Origin of the sequence: Kocuria kalidii (assembly GCF_044462225.1) — a bacterium.
Classification (GTDB): domain Bacteria; phylum Actinomycetota; class Actinomycetes; order Actinomycetales; family Micrococcaceae; genus Kocuria; species Kocuria kalidii.
This window is the reverse complement of sequence record NZ_JBISWJ010000005.1, coordinates 1-21676: the sequence shown is the minus strand read 5'-3', so window position 1 is coordinate 21676 and position 21676 is coordinate 1. Positions and strand designations below refer to the sequence as shown.

Here is a 21676-nt window from a genome sequence, read left to right as displayed (position 1 = left end):
CAGTGCACTCGTCCCGGACGCCGGACGGGGCGCGCGCCCCGGTCAGTCGATGTCTGCGGTGTTCCACGGGACGACGCCGAGCGGTTCGCGATGCTTCTGCTGCTCCTGGGCGCAGGCCCAGCACCAGGGCCCGTGGAGGGGCGGGGCGCCGCACCGGCAGAGCCGGATCTGGGTCATCGGACTCACCTCGCTGGTCGTTGCAGGGGTCCGGCAGGTCTGGTCCTGCCGGAGGCCATCCTGCGTGGGTGCCCTCACCCGTACTACCGCAGCAGGCCCGCCTGTGGATGCACGGGGGCGGTGGATTCCGCCCCCGGGTGCCGGGGTCCTCACCGTGTCCTCGTCGACAGGAGGCCGGACGTCCCGGCAGGAGAGTCACCCGGGGTCCGGCCCGTGGTCGTGTCCTGCCCGGCGCCCGGGTGCATGCGGCACGGTACGTTGGGGGGCATGTCCAGCACCCCCCGCTCCGGAGCCGTCGACGCCGTTCGGGTTCTCGGGGTCGTGGCCGTGGTCATCGGCCACGTCTGGGCCGACGAGGTCCTCCGCATGGGTCTCTACTCCTGGCACGTGCCGGTGTTCTTCTTCCTCACCGGGTACTTCTGGAAGCCGGGACGGACCCTGACGGCCGAGGTCCGGAACCGCTTCAGGACCCTCGCCAGGCCCTACCTGTTCTGGTTGTGCGTCATCCTGGTGATCTGGTCGGCGGTCACCCACGTCCGCGACCACCTCACCCTCGAGCACATCGCCGACCCGCTGTACGGCGGGTTCTACGCCACCCGGCCGTTCTCCGCGTTCTGGTTCGTGACCGTGCTGTTCTTCGCGGCGCTGGCCTACCGTGCCGTCGAGCGCCTGCCCGTTGCCGTCCAGGGCGCCGTCGTCGTGACGGGGCTGCTGGTCGGGCACACGGCCGGAGAACTCCTGGCCCGGACCCCGCTGAGCATCGGCTCGGCCTGGCCCTGTCTGGCCTTCATCGCTCTCGGCCGGCTCTTCCGGCACGCCGAGCCACGGCTCGGAGCTCCCCTCCCGACGGGGATCGGTCTCCTGGTCGGCTCGGCCGGGCTGGTCGCCACGGGCTGGTCCGCACCCCTGGACATCAAACAGGGCGACTACGGCTCCCCGGTGCTCAGCGTGGTCGTGTCCGCGGCCATCTGCGCGGGGCTGGTCCTGGTCGCGAGGTCGACGTTCGCCCACGCCCCCGCCGCAGCGCACCGGGCGGCCACCGTGCTCGCCCGGGCCGGGTTCGTCGTCATCCTCTCCCACGCCGTCGTGCTGATGCTGCTGGACACCGCCGGCGGCGGGGTGACGGACTTCCTCCTGGCACTGCTGGTGCCGTGGGTCCTCGGTCTGCTGCTGCTGCGCACCCGGTTGTCGGGATGGGCTGCCGGCAGCCCGCGACGTTCGCACCGACCGGTCGAGCCGCTGGCCGGGACCTGAGTTCCCCGGGGAAGGGGACACCGATCCGGTCGTGCCGCCCGGCGGTGCCGTCGCTGGGCGGGCAGCGGGCCGTCCCGACGGCGACGGGGACGTCGGGCCCCGCCGTGCGGCGTCCGGGCGACCCGGGGAGCGTGTCGTCGTGGGCGGGGACGACCGGGGCTCCTCGTGCGGCGCCCGGAACGGACGGCGTCCGGTGCACCCATGGGGAGGTCCGGACAACCGGCCATCCCCGTCGCCACGGACCCGCGGGCGTCAGCGACACCGGTTCCGAGCGACCGGGCCGCCAGGAACGAGCGGGCCCGGCACTCGTGTGCACGTCGTGCCCCAGGAGGGAGTCGAACCCCCGACCAAGAGATTAGAAGGCTCCTGCTCTATCCACTGAGCTACTGGGGCGGGTCGCCCGGGACCGCGTCCCGGGCACCGCGGACGAGTTTACCAACTCGCCGGGCCACCACCGACGTGTCAGATCACTGCGCTCTGCACCGGCGGCTGGTAGCGGCCGCGGAAGAGCCGCCTGGTCGCCGGGTCGATGAACCACAGGTACACGCCGTAGGACAGGGCGACGACCGCCGCGATGAGCCGGCCGGAGCTGAGGTCCAGGTCCAGGTACGGGAAGACGTCCAGCTGGTCGGACACGGCGTAGATCATGAAGAACACGGTGAGGAAGAACAGGATGTCCACCTGCCAGTCGCTGCGGATGCCCGTGACGGCGAACAGCGGGATGAGCCACACCACGTACCAGGCCTGGATCATCGGCGAGAACAGCACGATCGCGGCGAACGCCCAGGTCAGCCGGCGGATGATGCGCCCGTCCCGCCCCACGAACATCAGCCAGAGGATGACCGGGACGGCGAGGGCCTGACCCACCGAGTGCGTCACCTCCCGCCACTGGCCCGAGTCGCCGCCCATCGCCGCGGCCAGGGCGGCGGCGAGACCGCCGACGAAGCCCACGGGCGCGTACCAGATGGACACGGAGCCCGGCGTGGACATGGCGGCGACCCAGCCGAAGCCGAACCCGTTGACCAGGCCCATGACACCGAGGAGGGCGATCGAGTAGGCCAGGACGAGGAACCAGATCAGGAAGCGCCGGCGCCACGAGGCGTTCTTCCCGGCCCAGAGCAGGCCGATGAACGGCAGGAAGACCAGGGTGATGGGCTTGATCGCCACGGAGAGGGTGACGAGCGTGGTGCCGAGCAGACCGCCCTTCCAGTTGCGGTGCGCCGCGGCCGCGTAGGTCCCGCCGAGCGCCAGGGCGATCATGATGGCGTCGTTGTGCACGGCGACGATGAAGTTGGTGAGGAACAGGGGGTTGGCCACGCTGAGCCACAGGGCCCGAGCCGGGTTGATGCCGTGCAGCCGCGCGAGCCGCGGGATCAGCCACATGCAGGCGATCACGGCGAGCACGCACAGCCCCCGGAACCAGAGCACGGCGGCGTCCGGGTCCGCCCCGGTCACGGCCACCACGAACTGCTCGAGCCACAGGAAGAGCGGCCCGTACGGCGGCGGGGACTCCGACCACATCTGGTCCGCCCCGAGCTGGAAGAAGTTGTCGATCGTGGAGACGCCGTACTCGTAGGGGTTGAGTCCGTTGGCCATCACCCGGCCCTGGCCGATGTAGGAGTACACGTCCCGGCTGAACAGGGGGATCGTCACGAGCATGGGGGTGGCCCAGGCCGCGATGGCGATGAGCACCCACCGGCCGCTGCCGGGTCCCCACCGGTTGAGCTTCTGCCCCAGCCGCAGCCACTCCCGGATCAGGAGCATCCCGCCCACGGCCAGCAGCAGGATGGAGACGATCACGCCGGTGGTCGTGAAGCGCATGCCGATGATGACCGGCACCTGCCGCAGCGGGGAGACGGAGGCGAGCCAGCCGACGCCCAGGGAGCCGACGAGCACCATGACCGATCCGACCGTGCCCATGATCACGGTCCGCAGCGGCGAGCCGGAGACGTACCGCGGGCCGTCAGGACTCGCGAGCGGCTCGGCGTCCCCGCCCGGGGCCGGCGTCCTCGAAGTGGTCTGCACTGCTCTCCCGATGCGCCCGTCCGGTGGTTGCGGGCGCCGCCGCTGGACGCAGCACGGACCCGTGGTCGCCCCGATACTATCCCCGCCTCCTGCCGGATCCCTCGACCGGCCACGGTGCGGATCCGCGGCGTCGGAGCGGCACGGTAGATTGACCGGGTGGCTAATTCGAACGGACGCATAGTGTGGATCGACTGCGAGATGACGGGGCTGTCCCTCGAGGAGGACGCTCTCATCGAGGTCGCGGCGCTCGTGACGGACGACGAGCTCAATGTCCTCGGCGAGGGCGTCGACGTCGTGATCCGCCCGAGCGAGGCGGCGCTGGCGCAGATGGGGGACTTCGTGCGGAACATGCACACCTCCTCCAAGCTGCTCGACGCGCTCCCCTCCGGACTGACGATGGAGCAGGCCCAGGAGCAGGTCCTCGCCTACATCAAGGAGTGGGTGCCCGAGCCGGGCAGGGCGCCGCTGGGCGGGAACTCCGTGGGCACGGACCGCACGTTCCTGGTGCGCGACATGCCGAAGATCGTGGAGCACCTGCACTACCGCGTGATCGACGTCTCCACCATCAAGGAGCTCTCCCGCCGGTGGTTCCCGCGCGCCTACTTCCAGGCTCCGCCGAAGACCGGGAACCACCGGGCCCTCGGCGACATCCGCGACTCGATCGACGAGCTGCGCTACTACCGCCGGGCCGTGTTCGCCGCGGAGCCGGGACCGGACTCGGAGACCGCGAAGAGCATCGCCACGGAGATCGCCGCCTCCCGCACCGGCGCCTGAGCGCTGCGGGGGCCTGAGCGCTGCGGGGGCCTGAGCGCTCCGGGGGCCGGCCCCCGGGTGACGCCGTGGTCAGTCGGCCCCCGGGAATGCGGTACACTCGTATGCGTTGCCCAGCGGAAGCACGGTCTTCCGGCGGGTGTTCATGGTGGGCGTAGCTCAGTTCGGCAGAGCGCCTGGTTGTGGTCCAGGAGGTCGCGGGTTCAACCCCCGTCGCTCACCCGCTGTGAAAGGCCGTCCCGAGGAATCGGGGCGGCCTTTCGTCGTTCCCGAGCCGACGTGCCGGGCCCCGGCGCGTCGGCGGTCCCGGCAGGTGTGTCGACAGTCCCGGCACGTGAAAGGAAGAGCGTCATGGCCGTCCGCCCCGTGGTGATCACCGGCGATCCCGTCCTCCACCGTCCCGCCGCCAAGGTGGCGCGCTTCGACGAGGACCTGCGCGTCCTCGTGGAGGACATGTACGAGACCATGGACGCCGCCCACGGCGTGGGCCTGGCCGCGCCGCAGATCGGCGTGGGACTGCGGATCTTCACGTACACCTTCCCCAATGACGACGGCGTCCCGCCGCGCGGCGTCCTCGTCAACCCGGTGCTGACCCCGGGCAGGACCTCCCAGGACGCTCCGGACCAGGACGAGGAGTCCGAGGGGTGCCTGTCCGTCCCGGGGCACAGCTGGCCGCTGAAGCGGGCGGAGTGGGTCCGGGTCGCCGGGTTCGACGTGGCCGGGGATCCGGTGGACTTCGAGGCCACGGGGTGGTTCGCCCGGGTCATGCAGCACGAGTACGACCACCTCGACGGCAAGCTCTACGTGGACCGGCTCAACGAGAGGTGGGGCCGGAAGGCGCGCAGGGCGGTCAAGGCCGAGGGCTGGGGCCGGCCCGGACACAGCTGGACCCCCGGGGTCGACGAGGACCCGTTCGGCCACTGACGCGCCCCGACACGGCGGTGACCGGCGGCGGGGCCCGTCCCGGGCCCGCCCGGGCCCGCCCGGGCCGTCGGAACCCACGCCGGTGCCGTGCACGGCGCCCGGTCCTCGGCCTCGGCCCACGTCCGCGGTCTCAGTCCTCGGTGCGCACGACCACGAGCTCGCCGGCCGACCGCGTCGTGGGCTCCGTGAGCTCGGCGTGCCAGCGCTCCTGTGCTGCGGCGAGCAGGTCCTGCGGTGTCCGGAGGAGCTTCCCCTCGGCCGTGCGCTCGACGAGGTGGCGGGCGAGCAGTCCCCGGGTGTGCTTCGCCATGTGCGAGACGACCTGGCGCCTCCCGTGGCTCTCCCGCACCACCTTCACCCCCACGGTCCGTCCGCGGGGACCGCGCCACGCGGCCGCGTAGGCGGCCGAACGGCAGTCCACGACGAGCCCGTCCCCGGCCGCGGGATCCAGCACCGCCGGCAGGTGGCGCCTCCAGTGGGCCGCGAGTCTGCCCAGGCCCGGCAAGTCGGTGCCCATGGACAGGCGGTAGGCCGGGATCCGGTCGTCGGGGCGCACCGCGCCCCACAGCGCCGAGACGACGACGAGCGCCTCCGCGGCGGCCGCCCGCTGCGCCTCGCTCATCCCGGCCGGGTCGAGGGCGTCGTAGAGCACCCCGGTGTAGACGCTGAGGGCCGGCGCCGCGGGCTCGGCGCCGAGCCGGGTGTTGCGCACCACCTCGCCGCGCAGCCGCTCCCCCACGCCCAGCACCTCGAGCGCGTCCTCGCGGGTGCTCGTGGCCGCGAGCTCGGTCCGGACCCGTTCCCGGGCGTCCGTGAGCCCGGGGAAGGACATGGACCCGAGGTCGACGGGCGCCCCGGCGCCGGGGGCGGACTTGGTCTCGGAGGGTGGGAGCAGGATCAGCACCCGCAGAAGTCTAGTGACCCCGGGGGCGGGAACGCATGCGCCCCCGCGGGCGGCCTCGGCAGCGGCCCCAGGCCCGGGTCCGGGCCCACCGCTCCGGCGGGTAGGATGGTCGGCGGACAGGCCGGCCGGGTGACCGCGGGCCGCGCGGCTCCGGTCGCGCGGCGCGAGGAAAGTCCGGGCTCCGCAGAGCAGGATGGTGGGCAACGCCCACTCGGGGAGACCCGCAGGAAAGTGCCACAGAAAACAGACCGCCCGCTCCCGGTCCGTCCGGGCGGCGGGTCAGGGTGAAAAGGTGGTGTAAGAGACCACCAGCGCGCCGGGTGACCGGCGCGGCTCGGTAAACCCCATCCGGAGCAAGGCCAGACAGGGTGCGCCCGAGGACTGCTCGTCCGAGCACCCGGGTAGGCCGCTCGAGCCCCCCGGCAACGGTGGGCCTAGATGGATGGTCACCGGCACGGCACGGGCGACCGGCCGTGCGCACAGAACCCGGCTTACAGGCCGGCCTGTCCCCCGCTCTCCCCGACGGTGCCCGTCGGGCGCCCGCTCGGTCAGGAGCGGACCAGGATCACGCCGCACTCCGGGCACGTGAGCACCTCGTCGGCCGCCGCCGCCCGGAAGGTCGCGGCGTCGGTGGGACTGAGGCCCGTTCCGCACGACCCGCACACGGTGCCCCGCAGCTCCGCCGCCGCCGGCCGCTCGGTGCCGCGCCCCGTGCGGATCTTCTCGTACCGCGCCAGCAGCGCGGGAGCGTCCACCCCCTCCGCCGCGGCCGCACGGGCGCCGGCGAGCCCGCCGCGCTCGGTCGTGAGGGCCTGGCCCTCCTCGTCCCGGGCCGCGACGCGGCGGCGGGCCTCCGCGTCGGCCTCCTTGAGCCGCGGCGTGATGCGGGCCCGGTGGGCGAGCGCGTCGTCGAGCTCCTGCATGATCTCCAGCTCCGTCTCCTCCGCCTCGGCCAGCTGCCGGGTGCGGGTGTCGATCTCGTGCTGCAGGCCCATCAGGTCCTTGGCGGTGCCGCCCTGCTCGAGGCGCCGGCGGTCCTTCTCGATCGAGGCCTGGACGCGGGCGACCTTCTGCTCCGCGGCGTCCAGCCGGTCGCGGATCTCCTGCTCCCCGGACTCGAGCTCCTTGGCGGTGGCGATGGCCCGGGCCCGGAGCTGCAGCGCGGCGGCGACGTCGGGGTCGGTCCGCAGCTCCGCGATCCGGGCCGTGATCCGTCGCAGCCGGGCGTCGACCCGTTCGAGCTCCAGGAGGGCTCGTTGCTGCTCGGGTGTGGCGGTGCTCATGCGGATCCTCCTGCGGTCGGGGCGGCGGGGTCGTGGGCGGGACGGTCGTGGGCGGGACGGTCACCGGCGGGACGGTCGAGGCGGAAGTCCCACGGGTCGGTGCACCGGGCGGAGACCTCGACCTGGACGTCGTGGCCGCGGGCCGCGAGCGCCTCCCGCAGTGCGGCGGCGCCCACGGGCAGCCACAGCCACTCGCTCGCGAAGTGCGAGAGGTCCACCAGGTACGGGGTTCCGTCCGAGCCGGGTCCGACGGCGGCCTCCCGGGCCTCGGAGGCGGGATGGTGGCGGAGGTCCGCGGTGACGTAAACATCGGCGCCGGCGGCCCGCACCTCGTCGAAGAGCGAGTCCCCCGCTCCCCCGCACACGGCGACCCGCCGTACGAGGGCCTCGGGGTCTCCGGCCACGCGGACGCCGTGGGCCGTGGCCGGGACGGCGTCCGACAGCCGCCGCGCCAGCTCGCCCAGGCGCACGGGCTCGGGCAGGTCTCCCACCCGCCCGATCCCCACGGCGGGATCGGCGGGGTGGGGGGCGAGCGGCGTCGTCGCACCCAGTCCGGCGGCGCGCGCCACGGCGTCGGAGACGCCGTCCGTGGCGGAGTCCGCGTTGGTGTGGCAGGCGAGCAGGGCGCACCGGTGCTCGATGAGCTCGTGCACCACCGCGCCCTTCGGCCCGTCGGCGGCCACGGAGGTGACGCCGCGCAGCAGGAGGGGGTGGTGGGTGACCAGCAGGTCGGCGCCCGTCGACACGGCCTCCGCCACGACCTCGGCCACCGGGTCCACCGCGAACAGGATCCGGTGCACGGGCTGGTCCGGGCGCCCGGTGACGAGCCCGCTCGCGTCCCAGGGCTCCTGGAGGTGCAGGGGCCACAGCCGCTCGACGGTCTCCAGCACCTCCGACAGGACGGGCGCGGGCGGGGACGTGCTCTGCTCGCTCATGGGGCCAGTCTAGGAGCCCGGGCCGCCGGGGCCGGGGGGCGTGCCGGACGGGTGCGTCCCCGGGCGGGAGGAGGCAGCGGGAATGCCGCGGGCCGCGCGGTGTTGTACGGGTCATGGCCCTTTCCGCGCACGACGGCGCACGCCCCGTCGCCGACCTCCATCCCGACTCCGACCGCACCGCGCCCGTGACCTTCGTGCTCGCGGGCGGGTGCTTCTGGTGCCTCGACGCCGTCTACCGGATCACCCGGGGCGTGACCTCGGTGGTCTCCGGGTACACCGGCGGCGCCCCCGGGCGCCCCTCCTACTACGAGGTCTGCTCCGGCACGACCGGGCACGCGGAGGCGGTCGCCGTGACCTTCGACCCGTCGGTCGTCCCGGCGGACGTGATCCTCGACCTCTTCTTCACCGGCCACGACCCCACGACCCTCAACCGGCAGAACTACGACGTCGGGACCCAGTACCGGTCCGCGATGTTCTGGGCCGACGAGGAGCAGCGGGAGCTGTTCGCGCAGTCGATCGCCCGGACGCAACCGCTGTGGCTCGACCCGATCGTCACGACGCTCGAACCGCTGGGCACGTTCTGGGAGGCGGAGCCCGAGCACCAGGACTTCTACGCCGAGCAGCCCTGGAACGGCTACTGCCAGGTGATCATCAACCCCAAGCTGGCGAAGGTCCGGAAACGTTACTCCGCGTGGCTTACCGCGTAGTAGCGGTTGCGGGGCCTGGCTAGGCTGAGCTAGGACCGCGCCGCCGCGGGCCCCCCAGTGCACCGGCGGCCACGAGCACCACCCAGATCCGTTCGAAGAACCGACCACGCAGAAACCGAGGTACGCACATGCCGAAGATCTACAACGACGTCACCGAGCTCGTCGGCCGCACGCCGCTCGTCCGCCTCAACCGGCTCGGCGAGGGCCTGCCCGGCAAGGTCGCCGTGAAGCTGGAGTTCTACAACCCGGCGAACTCGGTCAAGGACCGCATCGGCGTGTCCATCATCGACGCCGCCGAGAAGTCCGGCCAGCTCCAGCCGGGCGGCACGATCGTCGAGGGCACCTCCGGCAACACCGGCATCGCGCTGGCCATGGTCGGCGCGGCCCGCGGCTACAAGGTGATCCTGACCATGCCCGAGACCATGTCGACGGAGCGCCGGGTCATGCTGCGCGCCTACGGCGCCCAGATCGTGCTCACCCCGGGCGCGGAGGGCATGCGCGGCGCCGTCGAGAAGGCCCAGGAGATCGTCGAGTCGACCGAGAACGCGGTCCTGGCCAAGCAGTTCGCGAACGAGGCCAACCCGGCGGTGCACTACGCGACCACGGGCCCCGAGATCTGGGAGGACACCGACGGCCAGGTCGAGGTGTTCGTCTCCGGCGTGGGCACCGGCGGCACCATCACGGGCGCGGGCCGCTACCTGCGCGAGCAGAAGCCGGACGTGCGCCTCGTCGTCGTCGAGCCGGCCGACTCCCCCCTGCTCACCGAGGGCAAGGCCGGTCCGCACAAGATCCAGGGCCTCGGCGCGAACTTCGTGCCCGACAACCTCGACCGGGAGATCTACGACGACGTCTACGACGTGACGGTCGAGGACTCCGTGCGGGTCGCCCGCGAGCTCGGCACCAAGGAGGGCATCCTCGGCGGGATCTCCTCGGGCGCCATCGTGTGGGCCGCCCTGCAGGAGGCCGCCAAGGAGGAGAACCGGGACAAGCTGATCGTCGCCATCGTGTGCGACTTCGGCGAGCGCTACATCTCCACCCTGCTCTACGAGGACATCCGCGGCTGATCCGGCCCGGCGCCACGCGTGCCGACGACCCGCCCCCTCCCGGGAATAGCGCCGCCCGCCGGCGACGTTGCTCCCGGATGTGGGCGGGTCGTCGCCGTCCGCGCCCCACGACGTCCCGCCGGCCCCGGCGGGACCGGAACCCGCCCCCGGGAGAACAGAGGATGCCGTGAGTTTCTGGAGCCGACTCGCCGAGGACCTGCAGACGGCCCGCACCCACGACCCGGCCGGACGGTCCCGGGCGGAGATCGCCCTCAACTACTCGGGTCTGCACGCCATCTGGATCCACCGCCTGTCCCACCGGCTGTGGCAGCACCCGGACCGGCGGCTGCTGGCGCGCACGGTCTCCCAGCTCGGCCGCTTCCTCACCGGCGTGGAGATCCACCCCGGGGCCACCGTCGGGCGCCGGTTCTTCATCGACCACGGCATGGGCGTGGTCATCGGCGAGACCGCCGAGATCGGGGAGGACGTGATGATCTACCACGGGGTGACGCTGGGCGGGCGCTCCCTGGAGAAGGTCAAGCGCCACCCCACCGTGGGCGACCGGGTCGTCATCGGGGCGGGGGCCAAGATCCTGGGGCCGGTCGAGATCGGCGCCGACTCCGCGGTGGGCGCCAACGCCGTGGTGGTCAAGGACGTGCCGGAGGACTCGATCGTGACGGGGATCCCCGGCAGGGTCCGTCCGCGCACTCCCGAGAAGCAGCAGCCGCTCGTGGACCCCTCGACCTACATCGATCCCGCGATGTGGATCTGACGCCACGACCCTGACCGGACGGCGGTGCCCGCCCGGGTCCGTACGACGACGCCGGCCGGACCTCCCCGCGGTGGGGCGGTCCGGCCGGCGTCGTGGTCGGGACTAGGCGACGACCTCGGAGCGGTCCCCGCTCCACAGGGTGTGGTAGACCCCCTCGGCGTCGTCGGTGCGCTTGTAGGTGTGCGCGCCGAAGTAGTCCCGCAGCCCCTGGGTGAGGGCCGCGTTGAGCCGGGGCCGGCGCAGGGAGTCGTAGTAGTTCAGCGTGGTCGCGAACAGCGGGGCGGGGATGCCGCGCTCCACGGCACGGGCCACGACGCGTCGCCAGGACGGCAGGGCCTCCTCCACCGCGGAGACGAACTCCGGGGCGAACAGCAGGTTCAGCGGCTGCTTGTCGTCCTTGTACGCCTCCATGATGACCTCGAGCAGCTCGGCCCGGATGATGCAGCCCTCGCGCCACAGGCCCGCGATGGTCGCCAGGTCCAGGTCCCAGCCGTACTCCCGGCCGGCCATGGTGAGCATGTCGAGGCCCTGGGCGTAGCTGACCAGCTTCGACGCGTAGAGGGCCTTGCGCACGTCCTCGACGAACTCGGGGTCGTGGACGACGTCCTCGGTGGTCCCCCCCACCCCCTCGGGCAGGACGCGCTGGGCCTCCAGGCGCATGTCCGGCTCGGCGGAGGACAGGGCGCGGGCGAAGACGGACTCGGCGATCGCGGTGACCGGCGAGCCGAGCTCGAGGGCCTCCTGGACGGTCCAGCGGCCGGTGCCCTTCTGCCCCGCCGCGTCGACGATCACGTCGATGAGCGGCTGGTCCGTGCGGGCGTCGACCTGGCGCAGCACGTGGGCGGTGATCTCGATGAGGTAGGAGGCCAGCTCGGTGCGGTTCCACTGCTCGAAGACGTCGGCCTGCTCCGCGGGCTCGAGGCCCGCGACGGCCCGCAGCAGCTCGTGGGCCTCGCCGATGACCTGCATGTCGGCGTACTCGATGCCGTTGTGCACCATCTTCACGAAGTGCCCGGCACCGTCGGTGTCGATCCAGGCGCAGCACGGCTTGCCGTCCTCCGCCTTGGCCGCGATGTCCTCGAGCAGGGGCCCGAGGAAGTCGTAGGACTTGCGGGACCCGCCGGGCATGATGGAGGGCCCGAGCAGGGCGCCCTCCTCACCGCCCGAGACGCCGATGCCCACGAAGTCCAGGCCCTTCTCGGAGAGCTCGCGCTCCCGGCGCCGGGTGTCCTGGAAGTAGGAGTTGCCGCCGTCGATGATGATGTCGTCCTTCTCGAGCAGCGGTACGAGCTGCTCGATGACGGCGTCCACGGGGGCGCCGGCCTTGACCATCACGAGGATGCGGCGGGGAGTCTCGAGGGCGTCCACGAGCTCCTGGAGGGTCTCCGTGCGGACGAACGCCCCTTCGTCGCCGTGGGCGTCGAGGAGGGCGTCGGTCTTTCCGACGGAGCGGTTGTGGAGGGCGACGGTGTACCCGTGCCGGGCGAAGTTGCGGGCGAGGTTGGCGCCCATGACCGCGAGGCCGGTGACGCCGATCTGAGCTTTCTGTTCTGCTGCCATGCCCCCAGCCTACAAACCCCGGGGACCGGCGCCGTCCCGTGCGCACGTGTTGCCGCGGCCGCGGCGGCGCGGGTGGGTCCTACCGGGATCGAACCGATGACATCCACGGTGTAAACGTGGCGCTCTACCAGCTGAGCTAAGGACCCTGACAACCGGGTGGGCGGTCTGCGCGACCGCCGGCACCCGGGTCCCGAACAGGCTACCCGTCGCCGAGCAGCGGCCGGAACGCGCCCCGGTCCGGCCCGATGTGATCTTCGGCACACCCGCCGGTGTCCTACGGGCGGCCGAGTCGCCGTTCGAGCCCGGCGAGGAAGTCGCTCGCGGAGGCGTCGATCTTCAGCCGTGCCGAGGCGTCCCCCCGGGTGCGCCCGTGGTTGACGATCACCACCGGCGCACCGGCCCGCACGGCGTGCCGGACGAACCGGCGCCCCGAGTTCACGGTCAGGGACGAGCCCACGACCAGCAGGGCGTCCGCGGCGTCCACCATGCGCAGCGCCCGCAGCACCCGGTGCCGGGGCGCGTTCTCACCGAAGAACACGACGTCGGGCTTGAGCACCCCGCCGCAGACGGGGCAGTCCGGCACCCGGAACCCGGCCGTGCGCGGCACCAGGGCGTCGGCGTCCGGGGCGAACTCGATGTCGTCCGGCGACGAGATCGCGTCGTAGAAGCCCGGGTTGAGCTCGTCGAACAGGTCGGAGAGCACGGCCCGCGGGATCAGGGTGGCGCAGCGCATGCACCCCACCCGCGTGTAGCGGCCGTGCAGGTCGACGACGTTGAGGGACCCCGCGGCCTGGTGCAGGCGGTCGATGTTCTGGGTCACCACGCCGGTGACGGCGCCCGACTCCTCGAGGCGGGCCAGGGCGGTGTGCCCGGGATTGGGCCGGGCGCGGGCGAGGTGGCGCCACCCGTACTGGTTGCGCGCCCAGTAGTGGCTGCGCATGGCGGCGCTGCCCGTGAACTCGTCGAACGTCATGGGCGTGCGCGGGGTGGAGCCGGGTCCGCGGTAGTCCGGGATCCCGGAGTCCGTGCTGATGCCCGCGCCCGTCAGGACGGTGGTCCGGCGGCCGGACAGGAGCTCGACCGCGCGGTCCAGCCCGGCGTCGAGGCCGGTGGCGTCCGGGTCGGGGAACTGGTCGGGGCTCACGGGGGCGCCGTAGCCGGCACGGACGGTGGCCATCGCTGCTCGTTCGGGGCCGGGCCGGTGGGGCTCAGCCGTCCAGCTTCGCGAGGGCGGAGCGGTAGGCCTCGAGCTCCCGCGGGACGCCGCGCTCGGACCGGAAGGCGTCGGCGACGACGCCCTCCGCGTCCAGCACGAACGTGGCCCGCTCCGCCTGCCCGGACACGGGGTCGAACACCCCGTAGCGCTGCGCCACGGCTCCGTGCGGCCAGAAGTCCGAGAGCAGGTCGAAGTCGAAGGACTCCTCGCGGGCGAAGGCACGCAGCGTGTACTTGGTGTCCACGGACACCGCGAGCAGCCGCACCCCGGCGTCGTCGAACACGGGGAGGCTGTCCTGGAGCCGGCACAGTTCACCGGTGCACACCCCGGAGAACGCGAACGGGTAGAACACGACCGCCACGGGACGGCCCCGCAGGCCGCTGAGGGTCACCGGCTCGCCGTACTGGTTCTGGAGGGTGAAGTCCGGGGCGTGGGCACCGATCTCGAGCATGGGTGGTCTCCTCCGGTGGGCGCCGCGGCGCCCGGTCAGATGTTGCGCTTGGGCATGAGCCGCGTCGCGGCCCAGTCGGCGCTGACGCGCGCGGTGGTCGTCACGTGCAGACCGGCCGTGGGCGCGGCCTCCTGGACCTCCGCGGGCGGCACGTATCCGTCGCGCCCGGCCTTCGGGGTCAGCACCCACACCACGCCGCCCTCGTCCAGGGTGGTCGTGACGTCCACCAGGGTGTCGACCAGGTCGCCGTCGCCCTCGCGGAACCACAGCAGCACGGCGTCCACGACCTCCTGGTCGTCCTCGTCGAGCAGATCCGATCCGATCAGTTCCTCGATGCCGACCCTCAGGTCGAGGTCGACGTCCTCGTCGTACCCGAACTCCTGGATGTAGTCGCCATCCTTGAAACCGAGCTGGACTACCGCGTCACCCGCGGTGGTCTTGGCCTCGCTCACTGTTCTTGCTCCTTCTGGGATCGGGCCGACGAACGACGACCGCGCACTGCGTACCGGTGCTGGGCTCCGCCTGCCCGTCGGCGGACCGCGGGGGCACGGTGGCGGGCCGGATACCGGCTTCACCGTCCAGACAACACCGGATCAGGGTGTCTTTCAAGCTCCCGCACGGTCGCGGCCCCCCGAATCGTGGGGTGACACGCCGTGTGACGGTCCGCCCCGGGTGTGGAAGCATGGTCCCAACAGACACCCCGCACGCCCGGACACCCTGTCGGCGCGATCCGCACGACGGGCCGGTTCCCGGTCGACCGCCCCTCCGGGGCGTCGTCCGGTCACCGGAACGGGCGACGGGTATTTTGAGTACTGTCGGACCACCCGGCCGCGCCCTCGCGCGTGCCCGCCCGGGTTGCCGTCGGGCAGCTCGACGAAGAGAGGTTGAACGTGCCTTCATCCAGCAACCACCACATCCTCAGTGGCTTGACCAACAACCTGAAGGACTCCGACACCGAGGAGACCCGGGAGTGGCTCGAGTCCTTCGAGGGCCTGATCGAGACGCAGGGCACGGAGCGGGCGCAGTACATCATGCGCGCCCTCCTCCAGCACGCGGGCGCGAAGAGCGTGGGCGTGCCGATGGTCACCACCACCGACTACGTGAACTCGATCCCGGTGGACCAGGAGCCGGAGTTCCCCGGCGACGAGGAGGTCGAGCGGCGCTACCGGGCGCTGCTGCGCTGGAACGCCGCAGTGATGGTGCACCGGGCCCAGCGCCCGGAGATCGGCGTGGGCGGGCACATCTCGTCCTACGCCGGTGTGGCGACCCTGTACGAGGTGGGCCTGAACCACTTCTTCCGGGGCCCCGACCACCCCGGCGGCGGCGACCAGGTGTTCTGGCAGGGCCACTCGGCCCCCGGCAACTACGCCCGCGCCTATCTCGAGGGCCGGCTCACCGAGGAGCAGCTGGACGGGTTCCGGCAGGAGAAGACGAAGGCGCCCGACGGGCTGCCCTCCTACCCCCACCCCCGCTCCATGCCGGACTTCTGGCAGTTCCCCACCGTGTCCATGGGCATCGGCCCGATGAACGCGATCTACCAGGCGCAGTTCAACCGGTACCTGCACAACCGCGGGATCAAGGACACCTCGGACCAGCACGTGTGGGCGTTCCTCGGCGACGGCGAGATGGACGAGCCGGAGTCGCGCGGACTGCTGCAGCTGGCCGCCAACGACAAGCTCGACAACCTCACCTTCGTGGTCAACTGCAACCTGCAGCGCCTGGACGGGCCGGTGCGCGGCAACGGCAAGATCGTCCAGGAGCTGGAGGCGTTCTTCCGCGGTGCCGGCTGGAACGTGGTCAAGGTCCTCTGGGGCCGGGAGTGGGACGAGCTGCTCGAGAAGGACGAGGACGGAGAGCTCGTCCGGATCATGAACGAGACCCTCGACGGCGACTTCCAGACCTACAAGGCCGAGTCCGGCGGGTTCATCCGCGACCACTTCTTCGGCAAGTCCCCGGCGACCAAGGAGCTCGTCGCGGACATGTCCGACGACGAGATCTGGGAGCTCAAGCGCGGCGCGCACGACTACCACAAGGTCTACGCCGCCTACAAGGCCGCGACGGAGCACGAGGGCCAGCCCACCGTGGTCCTGGCCCAGGGCGTGAAGGGCTACGGACTGGGCAGCCACTTCGAGGCGCGCAACGCCACCCACCAGATGAAGAAGCTCACCCTGGAGGACCTCAAGGCCTTCCGCGACCACCTGCGCATCCCCGTCTCGGACGAGGAGCTGGAGAAGGACCTCTACGGCGCCCCGTACTACCACCCGGGGAAGGACTCCCCGGAGGTCAAGTACCTGCTCGAGCGCCGGAAGGAGCTGGGCGGCTTCCTCCCGGATCGCCCGCACGAGCAGAACGAGATCGCGCTGCCCACCGACGCCGCGTACAAGTCGGCGAAGAAGGGCTCCGGCAAGCAGATGGCGGCCACCACGATGGCCTTCGTCCGGATCCTCAAGGACCTGCTGCGGGACAAGGAGTTCGGCCACCGGATCGTGCCGATCGTCCCCGACGAGGCCCGCACCTTCGGCATGGACTCGTTCTTCCCCACGGCCAAGATCTACAACCCCAACGGGCAGAACTACCTCTCCGTGGACCGCGAGCTGATGCTGGCCTACAAGGAGTCCCCGCAGGGGCAGATCCTGCACGCCGGCATCAACGAGGCCGGCTCCGTGGCGGCGTTCACCGCCGCCGGCACCGCCTACGCCACCCACGGGGAGCCGATGGTGCCGGTGTACATCTTCTACTCGATGTTCGGCTTCCAGCGCACCGGCGACTCCTTCTGGGCCGCGGCCGACCAGATGACCCGCGGGTTCATCATCGGGGCCACCGCCGGGCGCACCACGCTCACCGGCGAGGGCCTCCAGCACGCCGACGGGCACTCCCCGCTGCTGGCCGCGACGAACCCCGCGGTGATCCACTACGACCCGGCCTACGGGTACGAGATCGCCCACATCGTCGAGCGCGGCCTCGAGCACATGTACGGCTCGGGCGACGAGGACCACAACGTCATGTACTACGTCACGGTCTACAACGAGCCGTACCAGCAGCCGGCCGAGCCGGAGGACGTGGACGTCGAGGGCATCCTCAAGGGCATCTACCTGCTCAGGCCCGCCGAGAACGAGGGGCCCCGCGCCCAGCTGCTCGCCTCCGGCGTGGCCGTGCCGTGGGCGCTCGAGGCGCAGAAGCTGCTCGCCGAGGACTGGGGCGTCTCCGCCGACGTGTGGTCGGTGACCTCCTGGATCCAGCTCCGCCGCGACGGCGTGGCGGCGGAGCAGGAGGCGTTCCTCAACCCCGGGGACGGGACGCGCACCCCGTTCGTCGCCCAGCAGCTGGCCGGGGCCACGGGCCCGGTCGTGGCGGTCTCGGACTTCAGCGCGGACCTGCCGGACAAGATCCGCCAGTTCGTCCCGAACGAGTTCGCGTCCCTGGGCGCCGACAGCTTTGGGTTCTCGGACACCCGCGCGGGAGCCCGACGGCACTTCAAGATCGACTCCCACTCCATGGTGGTCCGCGCCCTGGAGATGCTCGCCAAGCGCGGCGAGGTCGACTGGCGCGCGCCGGGCGAGGCGATCGAGAAGTACGCCCTCGACGACGTCACCGCCGGCACCTCGGGCAACGCGGGCGGCGACGCCTGAGCCGGGTCCGTCCGTGCGCCACGGCGCCCCGTCCGCCCGCACCCGCGGGCCGGCGGGGCGCCGTCGTCGTCACCGGGACCGGCGCCCGGGACCGCGTGCTCTAAGCTCTGAGGCATGGCTGGACAGGAAGGGAACACGACGACGCGCTGGCTGCGCCCCTCGCGCCGGCGCCCGCCCGACCGGACCCGGCCCGCCGCCCCGCCCCACCCCCGGACGCTCGAGAACCTCAAGGCGAACCTGGGGGCGATCTCCACGGTCGCGACCCGGCGCCTGGAGACGGACCTGGGCTGGTTCGAGGAGCTGCGCGCCGACGAGCGCTCCGAGCTGGGGCTCGTGGCCCAGCGGGGCATCTCCTCGTTCGTGCGGTGGTACGAGGACCCGGAGGAGCCCCTGTGGGTGCTCACCCAGGTCTTCCGCGAGGCCCCCACGGACCTGACCCGCTCCATCTCCCTCCAGCACGCCCTCCAGCTGCTGCGGATCGTCGTGGACGTCGTGGAGGAGAAGGTCCCCGAGCTGGCCAAGCACCACGACGAGGCAGCGCTGCGGGAGGCCGTCCTGCGCTATTCGCGGGACATCGCCTTCGCCGCCGCCGACGTCTACGCCCGCGCCGCCGAGAACCGGGGGTCCTGGGACGCCCGGCTGGAGTCCCTCGTGGTCGACGGGATCCTGCGGGGGGAGCACTCCGACTCCCTCCGCTCCCGGGTCGCCGCCCTCGGCTGGGCGTCGACGGGCCCGGTCACGGTGCTCACGGGGTCCGCACCCGAGGCGACGGGCCCCGCCACGGTCGCCCGGCTCCGCCGGCTCGCCGGCCGCCACGCGCACGACTCCCTCGTGTCGATCCAGGGCGACCGGCTCGTCCTGGTCCTCGGCGGCCTGACCGACCGGGACCTCGCCCTCGACAAGCTCAGCGCCGCCTTCGGCCCCGGCCCGGTCGCCTACGGCCCGGAGTCCCCGACGATCTTCGAGGCGGGGCGGTCGGCCCGCCTCGCCCACGCGGCCCTGTCCGTGGCACCGGCCTGGCCCGCCGCCCCCCGTCCCGTGCACTCCGAGGACCTGTGGCCGGAGCGGGCCATGGCCGGGGACGAGAGCGCGCGCGCGGCGATGGTCGAGGCCGTGTACCGCCCGCTCACCCGCTCCGCGACCGGGCTCGTGGAGACCCTGTCCGCCTACGTCTCCGTGGGCCACTCCCTGGAGGCCACCGCCCGGGAGCTGTTCGTGCACGCCAACACGGTGCGCTACCGGCTGCGCCGGATCAGCGACCTGACCGGCTGGGACCCCCTCGTCCCCCGCGACGCCTTCGTGCTGCACTGCGCCCTCGTGGCCGGCCGGCTCGCGGACTCGTGCGCCCCCATCGACACCTCCGGACCCGCCGTGGGAACGGTCTTGTAGCATCCCTACAAACACCGCGTCCCGGGTTCGTGGCCTCCGAGCCCCCGCCCGACGGGGCATCCTTGGGAAGCTGGACCGGTGATCGCGATCCTCTGCCCCGGACAGGGCTCCCAGAAACCCGGCTTCCTCACCGAATGGCTCGCCCTCGACGGCGTCCGCACCCACCTCGAGAAGCTCAGCGAGGCCGCGGGGCTCGACCTGGTGCACTTCGGGACCGAGGCCGACGAGGAGACCATCAAGGACACTGCGGTGGCCCAGCCCCTCATCGTGGCCGCGGGCCTCGTGGCGGGACGGCTGCTCGGCGACCGGATCGGCGCGGACCGCGACGACCTCGTCCTCGCCGGGCACTCCGTGGGCGAGATCACCGCCTCCGCCCTGGCCGGCGCCCTGACCGAGGCCGACGCGATGGCCTTCGTGCGGACCCGCGCCAACGCCATGGCCGAGGCGGCGGCGGCCGTGCCCACCGGCATGAGCGCGGTGCTCGGCGGCAAGGAGGACGAGGTCCTCGCCGCCATCGAGGCCGCGGGACTCACCCCCGCCAACAGCAACGGGGGCGGCCAGACCGTGGCGGCCGGCACCCTGGAGCAGCTGGCCGCGCTCGCCGAGAACCCGCCCGCCCGTGCCCGGGTGGTCCCGCTCAAGGTCGCCGGTGCCTTCCACACCCAGCACATGGCCCCTGCCCTCGAACCGCTGCACGAGCTCGTGCCCCGGCTCTCTCCCGCCGATCCCGTCCATCCCCTGCTCTCCAACGCCGACGGCGGCGCCGTGGGCGGCGGGGCGGCGAACCTCGACGCGCTCGTGGCCCAGGTCTGCCGGCCCGTGCGCTGGGACCTGTGCCTGCGCACGCTCCAGGAGCGCGGCGTCGAGCAGCTGATCGAGCTGCCCCCGGCCGGAACCCTCGTGGGGCTGGCCAAGCGCGGCCTCAAGGGCGTCCCGGCGCTGGCCGTGAACTCCGCGCAGGAGCTGGAGCAGGCCAGGAGTACTCTTGACTGACGTCCGCGCGCGCACACCCTGCGCCGCACGTCCCGAGGCCGGAGCAGCCGTTCCGCCCCGCCCAGCCGGCCCGTCCGCCGCGCCCGGCCGCACGAAGGAGCGACAACCCCAGTGGTGACCCTGAAGCAGCAACAGACCAATGCCCACTCCCGGATCCTCGGCCTGGGCATCTACCGCCCGGACGTGGTCGTCACCAACGACGACGTCTGCCAGTGGATCGAGTCCTCGGACGAGTGGATCCAGCAGCGCACCGGCATCCGGACCCGGCACCGCGCCGCCGAGGACGTGAGCGTCCTGGACATGGCCGAGCACGCCTCCCGCGAGGCGCTGGCGGCCGCCGGCATCGAGGCCGCGCAGCTCGACGGGGTCATCGTCTCCACGATCTCCTTCCCCTACCTGACCCCGTCCGCGGCGGCGGCGCTCGCCGACCGCCTCGGGGCCACCCCGGCGCCCGCCTTCGACATCTCGGCCGCCTGCGCCGGGTACTGCTACGGCATCGCCCAGGCCGACGCCCTCGTGCGCTCCGGAGCGGCCCAGCACGTGCTGGTCGTCGGCGTGGAGAAGCTCTCGGACGTCATCGACAACAGCGAGCGCTCGATCTCGTTCCTGCTCGGCGACGGCGCCGGTGCGGTGGTCGTCGGCCCCTCGGAGACCCCCGGCATCGGGCCTTCCGTGTGGGGCTCCGACGGTGCCAAGTGGGGCGCCATCCGGATGACCCACCCGCTCACCGACATCCGCGCGGTGGAGCAGGGACGGGAGCGTTCCAAGTTTTCCGACCTCGTGGACCCGGAGACCGGGGAGGTGCCCGAGGACGCCACGCTGTGGCCGACCCTGCGCCAGGACGGCCAGACGGTGTTCCGCTGGGCCTCCTGGGAGGTCGCCAAGCGCGCGCAGGAGGCCATGGACGTGGCCGGGGTGGGGCCCGAGGACCTGAGCGCCTTCATCCCCCACCAGGCGAACATGCGCATCATCGACCAGATGGCCAAGACGCTCAAGCTCCCCGACTCCGTCGTGATCGCCCGGGACATCGCCGAGTCCGGCAACACGTCGGCGGCCTCCGTCCCGCTCGCCACGCACCGCCTGCTCGCCGACCACCCGGACCTGTCCGGGAAGCTGGCGCTGCAGATCGGCTTCGGCGCCGGCCTGGTCTACGGGGCCCAGGTCGTCGTCCTCCCCTGACCGCGCCGACACCGTGGGCCTGCACCGAGGCCGGGCCCACGTGTCGGTGCCGCCGCGGGGCCCTGCGACACGTCGTAGGGTTGAACCGCACACCCGATGTCCCCCGGCCGGGCCCCAGGGCCTGACCGGGACAGATGCACCCGGCACCTGCCCGGGGGCACCCGTCACCACCGGCTGCTCCGGCAGCCGCAGAGAAAGGAAGCCACCATGGCGAGCAAAGAGGAAATCCTGACCGGCCTGGCCGAGATCGTGAACGAGGAGACTGGTCTCGAGACCGAGTCCGTCCAGCTGGACAAGTCCTTCACCGAGGACCTGGACATCGACTCCATCTCGATGATGACCATCGTCGTCAACGCCGAGGAGAAGTTCGACGTGACCATCCCCGACGAGGAGGTCAAGAACCTCAAGACCGTCGAGGACGCCGTCAACTTCATCGACAACGCCCAGGCCTGAGTCGGCCGGCC

The 21676-nt window shown here is 72.4% G+C and carries 20 protein-coding genes, 3 tRNA genes and 1 other RNA gene; 13 read left to right on the top strand and 11 right to left on the bottom strand.

Annotated features, from left to right (window positions below; genetic code table 11):
- Nucleotides 1–42: 42 nt before the first annotated feature.
- Nucleotides 43–177: a hypothetical protein gene (locus ACH9D3_RS00655; protein WP_396400964.1), complete on the bottom strand. Its 135-nt coding sequence runs from the start codon at nucleotides 175–177 to the stop codon at nucleotides 43–45.
- Between the two features lie 267 nt (nucleotides 178–444).
- On the opposite strand from ACH9D3_RS00655, the gene ACH9D3_RS00650 reads away from it, so the two are divergent.
- Nucleotides 445–1431 (top strand): acyltransferase family protein, encoded by a 987-nt coding sequence (locus ACH9D3_RS00650; RefSeq protein ID WP_396409475.1) that lies wholly within the window; start codon nucleotides 445–447, stop codon nucleotides 1429–1431.
- Between the two features lie 320 nt (nucleotides 1432–1751).
- Here the strand turns inward: ACH9D3_RS00650 and ACH9D3_RS00645 are convergent.
- Both ACH9D3_RS00645 and mptB read right to left on the bottom strand, forming a co-directional pair.
- Nucleotides 1752–1824, bottom strand: a tRNA-Arg gene (locus ACH9D3_RS00645).
- A 69-nt stretch (nucleotides 1825–1893) separates the two neighbouring features.
- Nucleotides 1894–3456 (bottom strand): polyprenol phosphomannose-dependent alpha 1,6 mannosyltransferase MptB, encoded by a 1563-nt coding sequence (gene mptB, locus ACH9D3_RS00640; RefSeq protein WP_396409474.1) that lies wholly within the window; start codon nucleotides 3454–3456, stop codon nucleotides 1894–1896.
- A 156-nt stretch (nucleotides 3457–3612) separates the two neighbouring features.
- Here mptB and orn point away from each other — a divergent pair, with 156 nt between their 5' ends.
- From orn to def, 3 genes are all read left to right on the top strand, one after another.
- A complete protein-coding gene (gene orn, locus ACH9D3_RS00635) occupies nucleotides 3613–4230 on the top strand; it encodes an oligoribonuclease (protein ID WP_396400987.1) in 618 nt (205 codons plus the stop codon).
- A gap of 145 nt (nucleotides 4231–4375) precedes the next feature.
- Nucleotides 4376–4449, top strand: a tRNA-His gene (locus ACH9D3_RS00630).
- A 129-nt stretch (nucleotides 4450–4578) separates the two neighbouring features.
- Nucleotides 4579–5151, top strand: a complete 573-nt coding sequence (gene def / locus ACH9D3_RS00625) for a peptide deformylase (protein ID WP_396409473.1) — start codon at nucleotides 4579–4581, stop codon at nucleotides 5149–5151.
- 130 nt (nucleotides 5152–5281) lie between these two features.
- On the opposite strand, the gene ACH9D3_RS00620 is transcribed toward def, so the two are convergent.
- Nucleotides 5282–6055 carry a peroxide stress protein YaaA gene (locus ACH9D3_RS00620; protein ID WP_396409472.1) on the bottom strand — a complete coding sequence of 258 codons (774 nt, stop codon included), beginning with the start codon at nucleotides 6053–6055 and terminating at the stop codon, nucleotides 5282–5284.
- Between the two features lie 117 nt (nucleotides 6056–6172).
- On the opposite strand from ACH9D3_RS00620, the gene rnpB reads away from it, so the two are divergent.
- Nucleotides 6173–6565: RNase P RNA component class A (gene rnpB, locus ACH9D3_RS00615), an RNA gene on the top strand.
- Nucleotides 6566–6603: 38 nt separating this feature from the next.
- On the opposite strand, the gene ACH9D3_RS00610 is transcribed toward rnpB, so the two are convergent.
- Nucleotides 6604–7338, bottom strand: a complete 735-nt coding sequence (locus ACH9D3_RS00610; protein ID WP_396409471.1) for a CT398-like coiled coil hairpin domain-containing protein — start codon at nucleotides 7336–7338, stop codon at nucleotides 6604–6606.
- Complete coding sequence (locus ACH9D3_RS00605) at nucleotides 7335–8273, bottom strand: Nif3-like dinuclear metal center hexameric protein (protein WP_396409470.1); 939 nt, start codon at nucleotides 8271–8273, stop codon at nucleotides 7335–7337. The genes ACH9D3_RS00610 and ACH9D3_RS00605 overlap by 4 nt, the downstream gene beginning before the upstream one ends.
- 113 nt (nucleotides 8274–8386) lie before the next feature.
- Here ACH9D3_RS00605 and msrA point away from each other — a divergent pair, with 113 nt between their 5' ends.
- From msrA to epsC, 3 genes are all read left to right on the top strand, one after another.
- On the top strand, nucleotides 8387–8980 hold the full coding sequence (msrA, locus tag ACH9D3_RS00600) for a peptide-methionine (S)-S-oxide reductase MsrA (protein ID WP_396409469.1): 594 nt from the start codon (nucleotides 8387–8389) through the stop codon (nucleotides 8978–8980).
- A gap of 128 nt (nucleotides 8981–9108) precedes the next feature.
- Nucleotides 9109–10044: a cysteine synthase A gene (gene cysK / locus ACH9D3_RS00595; RefSeq protein WP_396400993.1), complete on the top strand. Its 936-nt coding sequence runs from the start codon at nucleotides 9109–9111 to the stop codon at nucleotides 10042–10044.
- Between the two features lie 166 nt (nucleotides 10045–10210).
- Nucleotides 10211–10795: a serine O-acetyltransferase EpsC gene (epsC, locus tag ACH9D3_RS00590; protein ID WP_396409468.1), complete on the top strand. Its 585-nt coding sequence runs from the start codon at nucleotides 10211–10213 to the stop codon at nucleotides 10793–10795.
- Between the two features lie 102 nt (nucleotides 10796–10897).
- On the opposite strand, the gene gndA is transcribed toward epsC, so the two are convergent.
- From gndA to ACH9D3_RS00565, 5 genes are all read right to left on the bottom strand, one after another.
- On the bottom strand, nucleotides 10898–12355 hold the full coding sequence (gene gndA, locus ACH9D3_RS00585) for an NADP-dependent phosphogluconate dehydrogenase (RefSeq protein ID WP_396409467.1): 1458 nt from the start codon (nucleotides 12353–12355) through the stop codon (nucleotides 10898–10900).
- A gap of 73 nt (nucleotides 12356–12428) precedes the next feature.
- A tRNA-Val gene (locus tag ACH9D3_RS00580) sits at nucleotides 12429–12501 on the bottom strand.
- Nucleotides 12502–12629: 128 nt separating this feature from the next.
- Nucleotides 12630–13532 (bottom strand): Sir2 family NAD-dependent protein deacetylase, encoded by a 903-nt coding sequence (locus tag ACH9D3_RS00575; RefSeq protein ID WP_396409466.1) that lies wholly within the window; start codon nucleotides 13530–13532, stop codon nucleotides 12630–12632.
- A 31-nt stretch (nucleotides 13533–13563) separates the two neighbouring features.
- Complete coding sequence (locus tag ACH9D3_RS00570) at nucleotides 13564–14022, bottom strand: peroxiredoxin (protein WP_396400997.1); 459 nt, start codon at nucleotides 14020–14022, stop codon at nucleotides 13564–13566.
- A gap of 35 nt (nucleotides 14023–14057) precedes the next feature.
- On the bottom strand, nucleotides 14058–14474 hold the full coding sequence (locus ACH9D3_RS00565) for a DUF3052 domain-containing protein (RefSeq protein WP_396400998.1): 417 nt from the start codon (nucleotides 14472–14474) through the stop codon (nucleotides 14058–14060).
- Nucleotides 14475–14912: 438 nt separating this feature from the next.
- On the opposite strand from ACH9D3_RS00565, the gene aceE reads away from it, so the two are divergent.
- The 5 genes from aceE to ACH9D3_RS00540 all read left to right on the top strand — a co-directional run bounded on the left by aceE (nucleotide 14913) and on the right by ACH9D3_RS00540 (nucleotide 21665).
- On the top strand, nucleotides 14913–17651 hold the full coding sequence (gene aceE, locus ACH9D3_RS00560) for a pyruvate dehydrogenase (acetyl-transferring), homodimeric type (protein WP_396409465.1): 2739 nt from the start codon (nucleotides 14913–14915) through the stop codon (nucleotides 17649–17651).
- Nucleotides 17652–17765: 114 nt separating this feature from the next.
- Complete coding sequence (locus ACH9D3_RS00555; protein ID WP_396409464.1) at nucleotides 17766–19040, top strand: helix-turn-helix domain-containing protein; 1275 nt, start codon at nucleotides 17766–17768, stop codon at nucleotides 19038–19040.
- 78 nt (nucleotides 19041–19118) lie between these two features.
- Nucleotides 19119–20033 carry an acyltransferase domain-containing protein gene (locus ACH9D3_RS00550; protein WP_396409463.1) on the top strand — a complete coding sequence of 305 codons (915 nt, stop codon included), beginning with the start codon at nucleotides 19119–19121 and terminating at the stop codon, nucleotides 20031–20033.
- Between the two features lie 111 nt (nucleotides 20034–20144).
- Nucleotides 20145–21212: a beta-ketoacyl-ACP synthase 3 gene (locus ACH9D3_RS00545; RefSeq protein WP_396409462.1), complete on the top strand. Its 1068-nt coding sequence runs from the start codon at nucleotides 20145–20147 to the stop codon at nucleotides 21210–21212.
- Nucleotides 21213–21419: 207 nt separating this feature from the next.
- Nucleotides 21420–21665 carry an acyl carrier protein gene (locus ACH9D3_RS00540; RefSeq protein ID WP_396400580.1) on the top strand — a complete coding sequence of 82 codons (246 nt, stop codon included), beginning with the start codon at nucleotides 21420–21422 and terminating at the stop codon, nucleotides 21663–21665.
- The last annotated feature ends 11 nt before the right edge of the window (nucleotides 21666–21676 follow it).

Excerpts from the sequence above, each read along its gene's own strand:
- ACH9D3_RS00610 (WP_396409471.1), bottom strand. The coding sequence starts at position 7,338 with ATGAGCACCGCCACACCCGAGCAGCAACGAGCCCTCCTGGAGCTCGAA.
- ACH9D3_RS00575 (WP_396409466.1), bottom strand. The coding sequence starts at position 13,532 with ATGGCCACCGTCCGTGCCGGCTACGGCGCCCCCGTGAGCCCCGACCAG.
- ACH9D3_RS00570 (WP_396400997.1), bottom strand. The coding sequence starts at position 14,022 with ATGCTCGAGATCGGTGCCCACGCCCCGGACTTCACCCTCCAGAACCAG.
- ACH9D3_RS00540 (WP_396400580.1), top strand. The coding sequence starts at position 21,420 with ATGGCGAGCAAAGAGGAAATCCTGACCGGCCTGGCCGAGATCGTGAAC.
- ACH9D3_RS00650 (WP_396409475.1), top strand. The coding sequence starts at position 445 with ATGTCCAGCACCCCCCGCTCCGGAGCCGTCGACGCCGTTCGGGTTCTC.
- ACH9D3_RS00655 (WP_396400964.1), bottom strand. The coding sequence starts at position 177 with ATGACCCAGATCCGGCTCTGCCGGTGCGGCGCCCCGCCCCTCCACGGG.
- cysK (WP_396400993.1), top strand. The coding sequence starts at position 9,109 with ATGCCGAAGATCTACAACGACGTCACCGAGCTCGTCGGCCGCACGCCG.
- msrA (WP_396409469.1), top strand. The coding sequence starts at position 8,387 with ATGGCCCTTTCCGCGCACGACGGCGCACGCCCCGTCGCCGACCTCCAT.
- def (WP_396409473.1), top strand. The coding sequence starts at position 4,579 with ATGGCCGTCCGCCCCGTGGTGATCACCGGCGATCCCGTCCTCCACCGT.
- ACH9D3_RS00605 (WP_396409470.1), bottom strand. The coding sequence starts at position 8,273 with ATGAGCGAGCAGAGCACGTCCCCGCCCGCGCCCGTCCTGTCGGAGGTG.
- gndA (WP_396409467.1), bottom strand. The coding sequence starts at position 12,355 with ATGGCAGCAGAACAGAAAGCTCAGATCGGCGTCACCGGCCTCGCGGTC.
- ACH9D3_RS00555 (WP_396409464.1), top strand. The coding sequence starts at position 17,766 with ATGGCTGGACAGGAAGGGAACACGACGACGCGCTGGCTGCGCCCCTCG.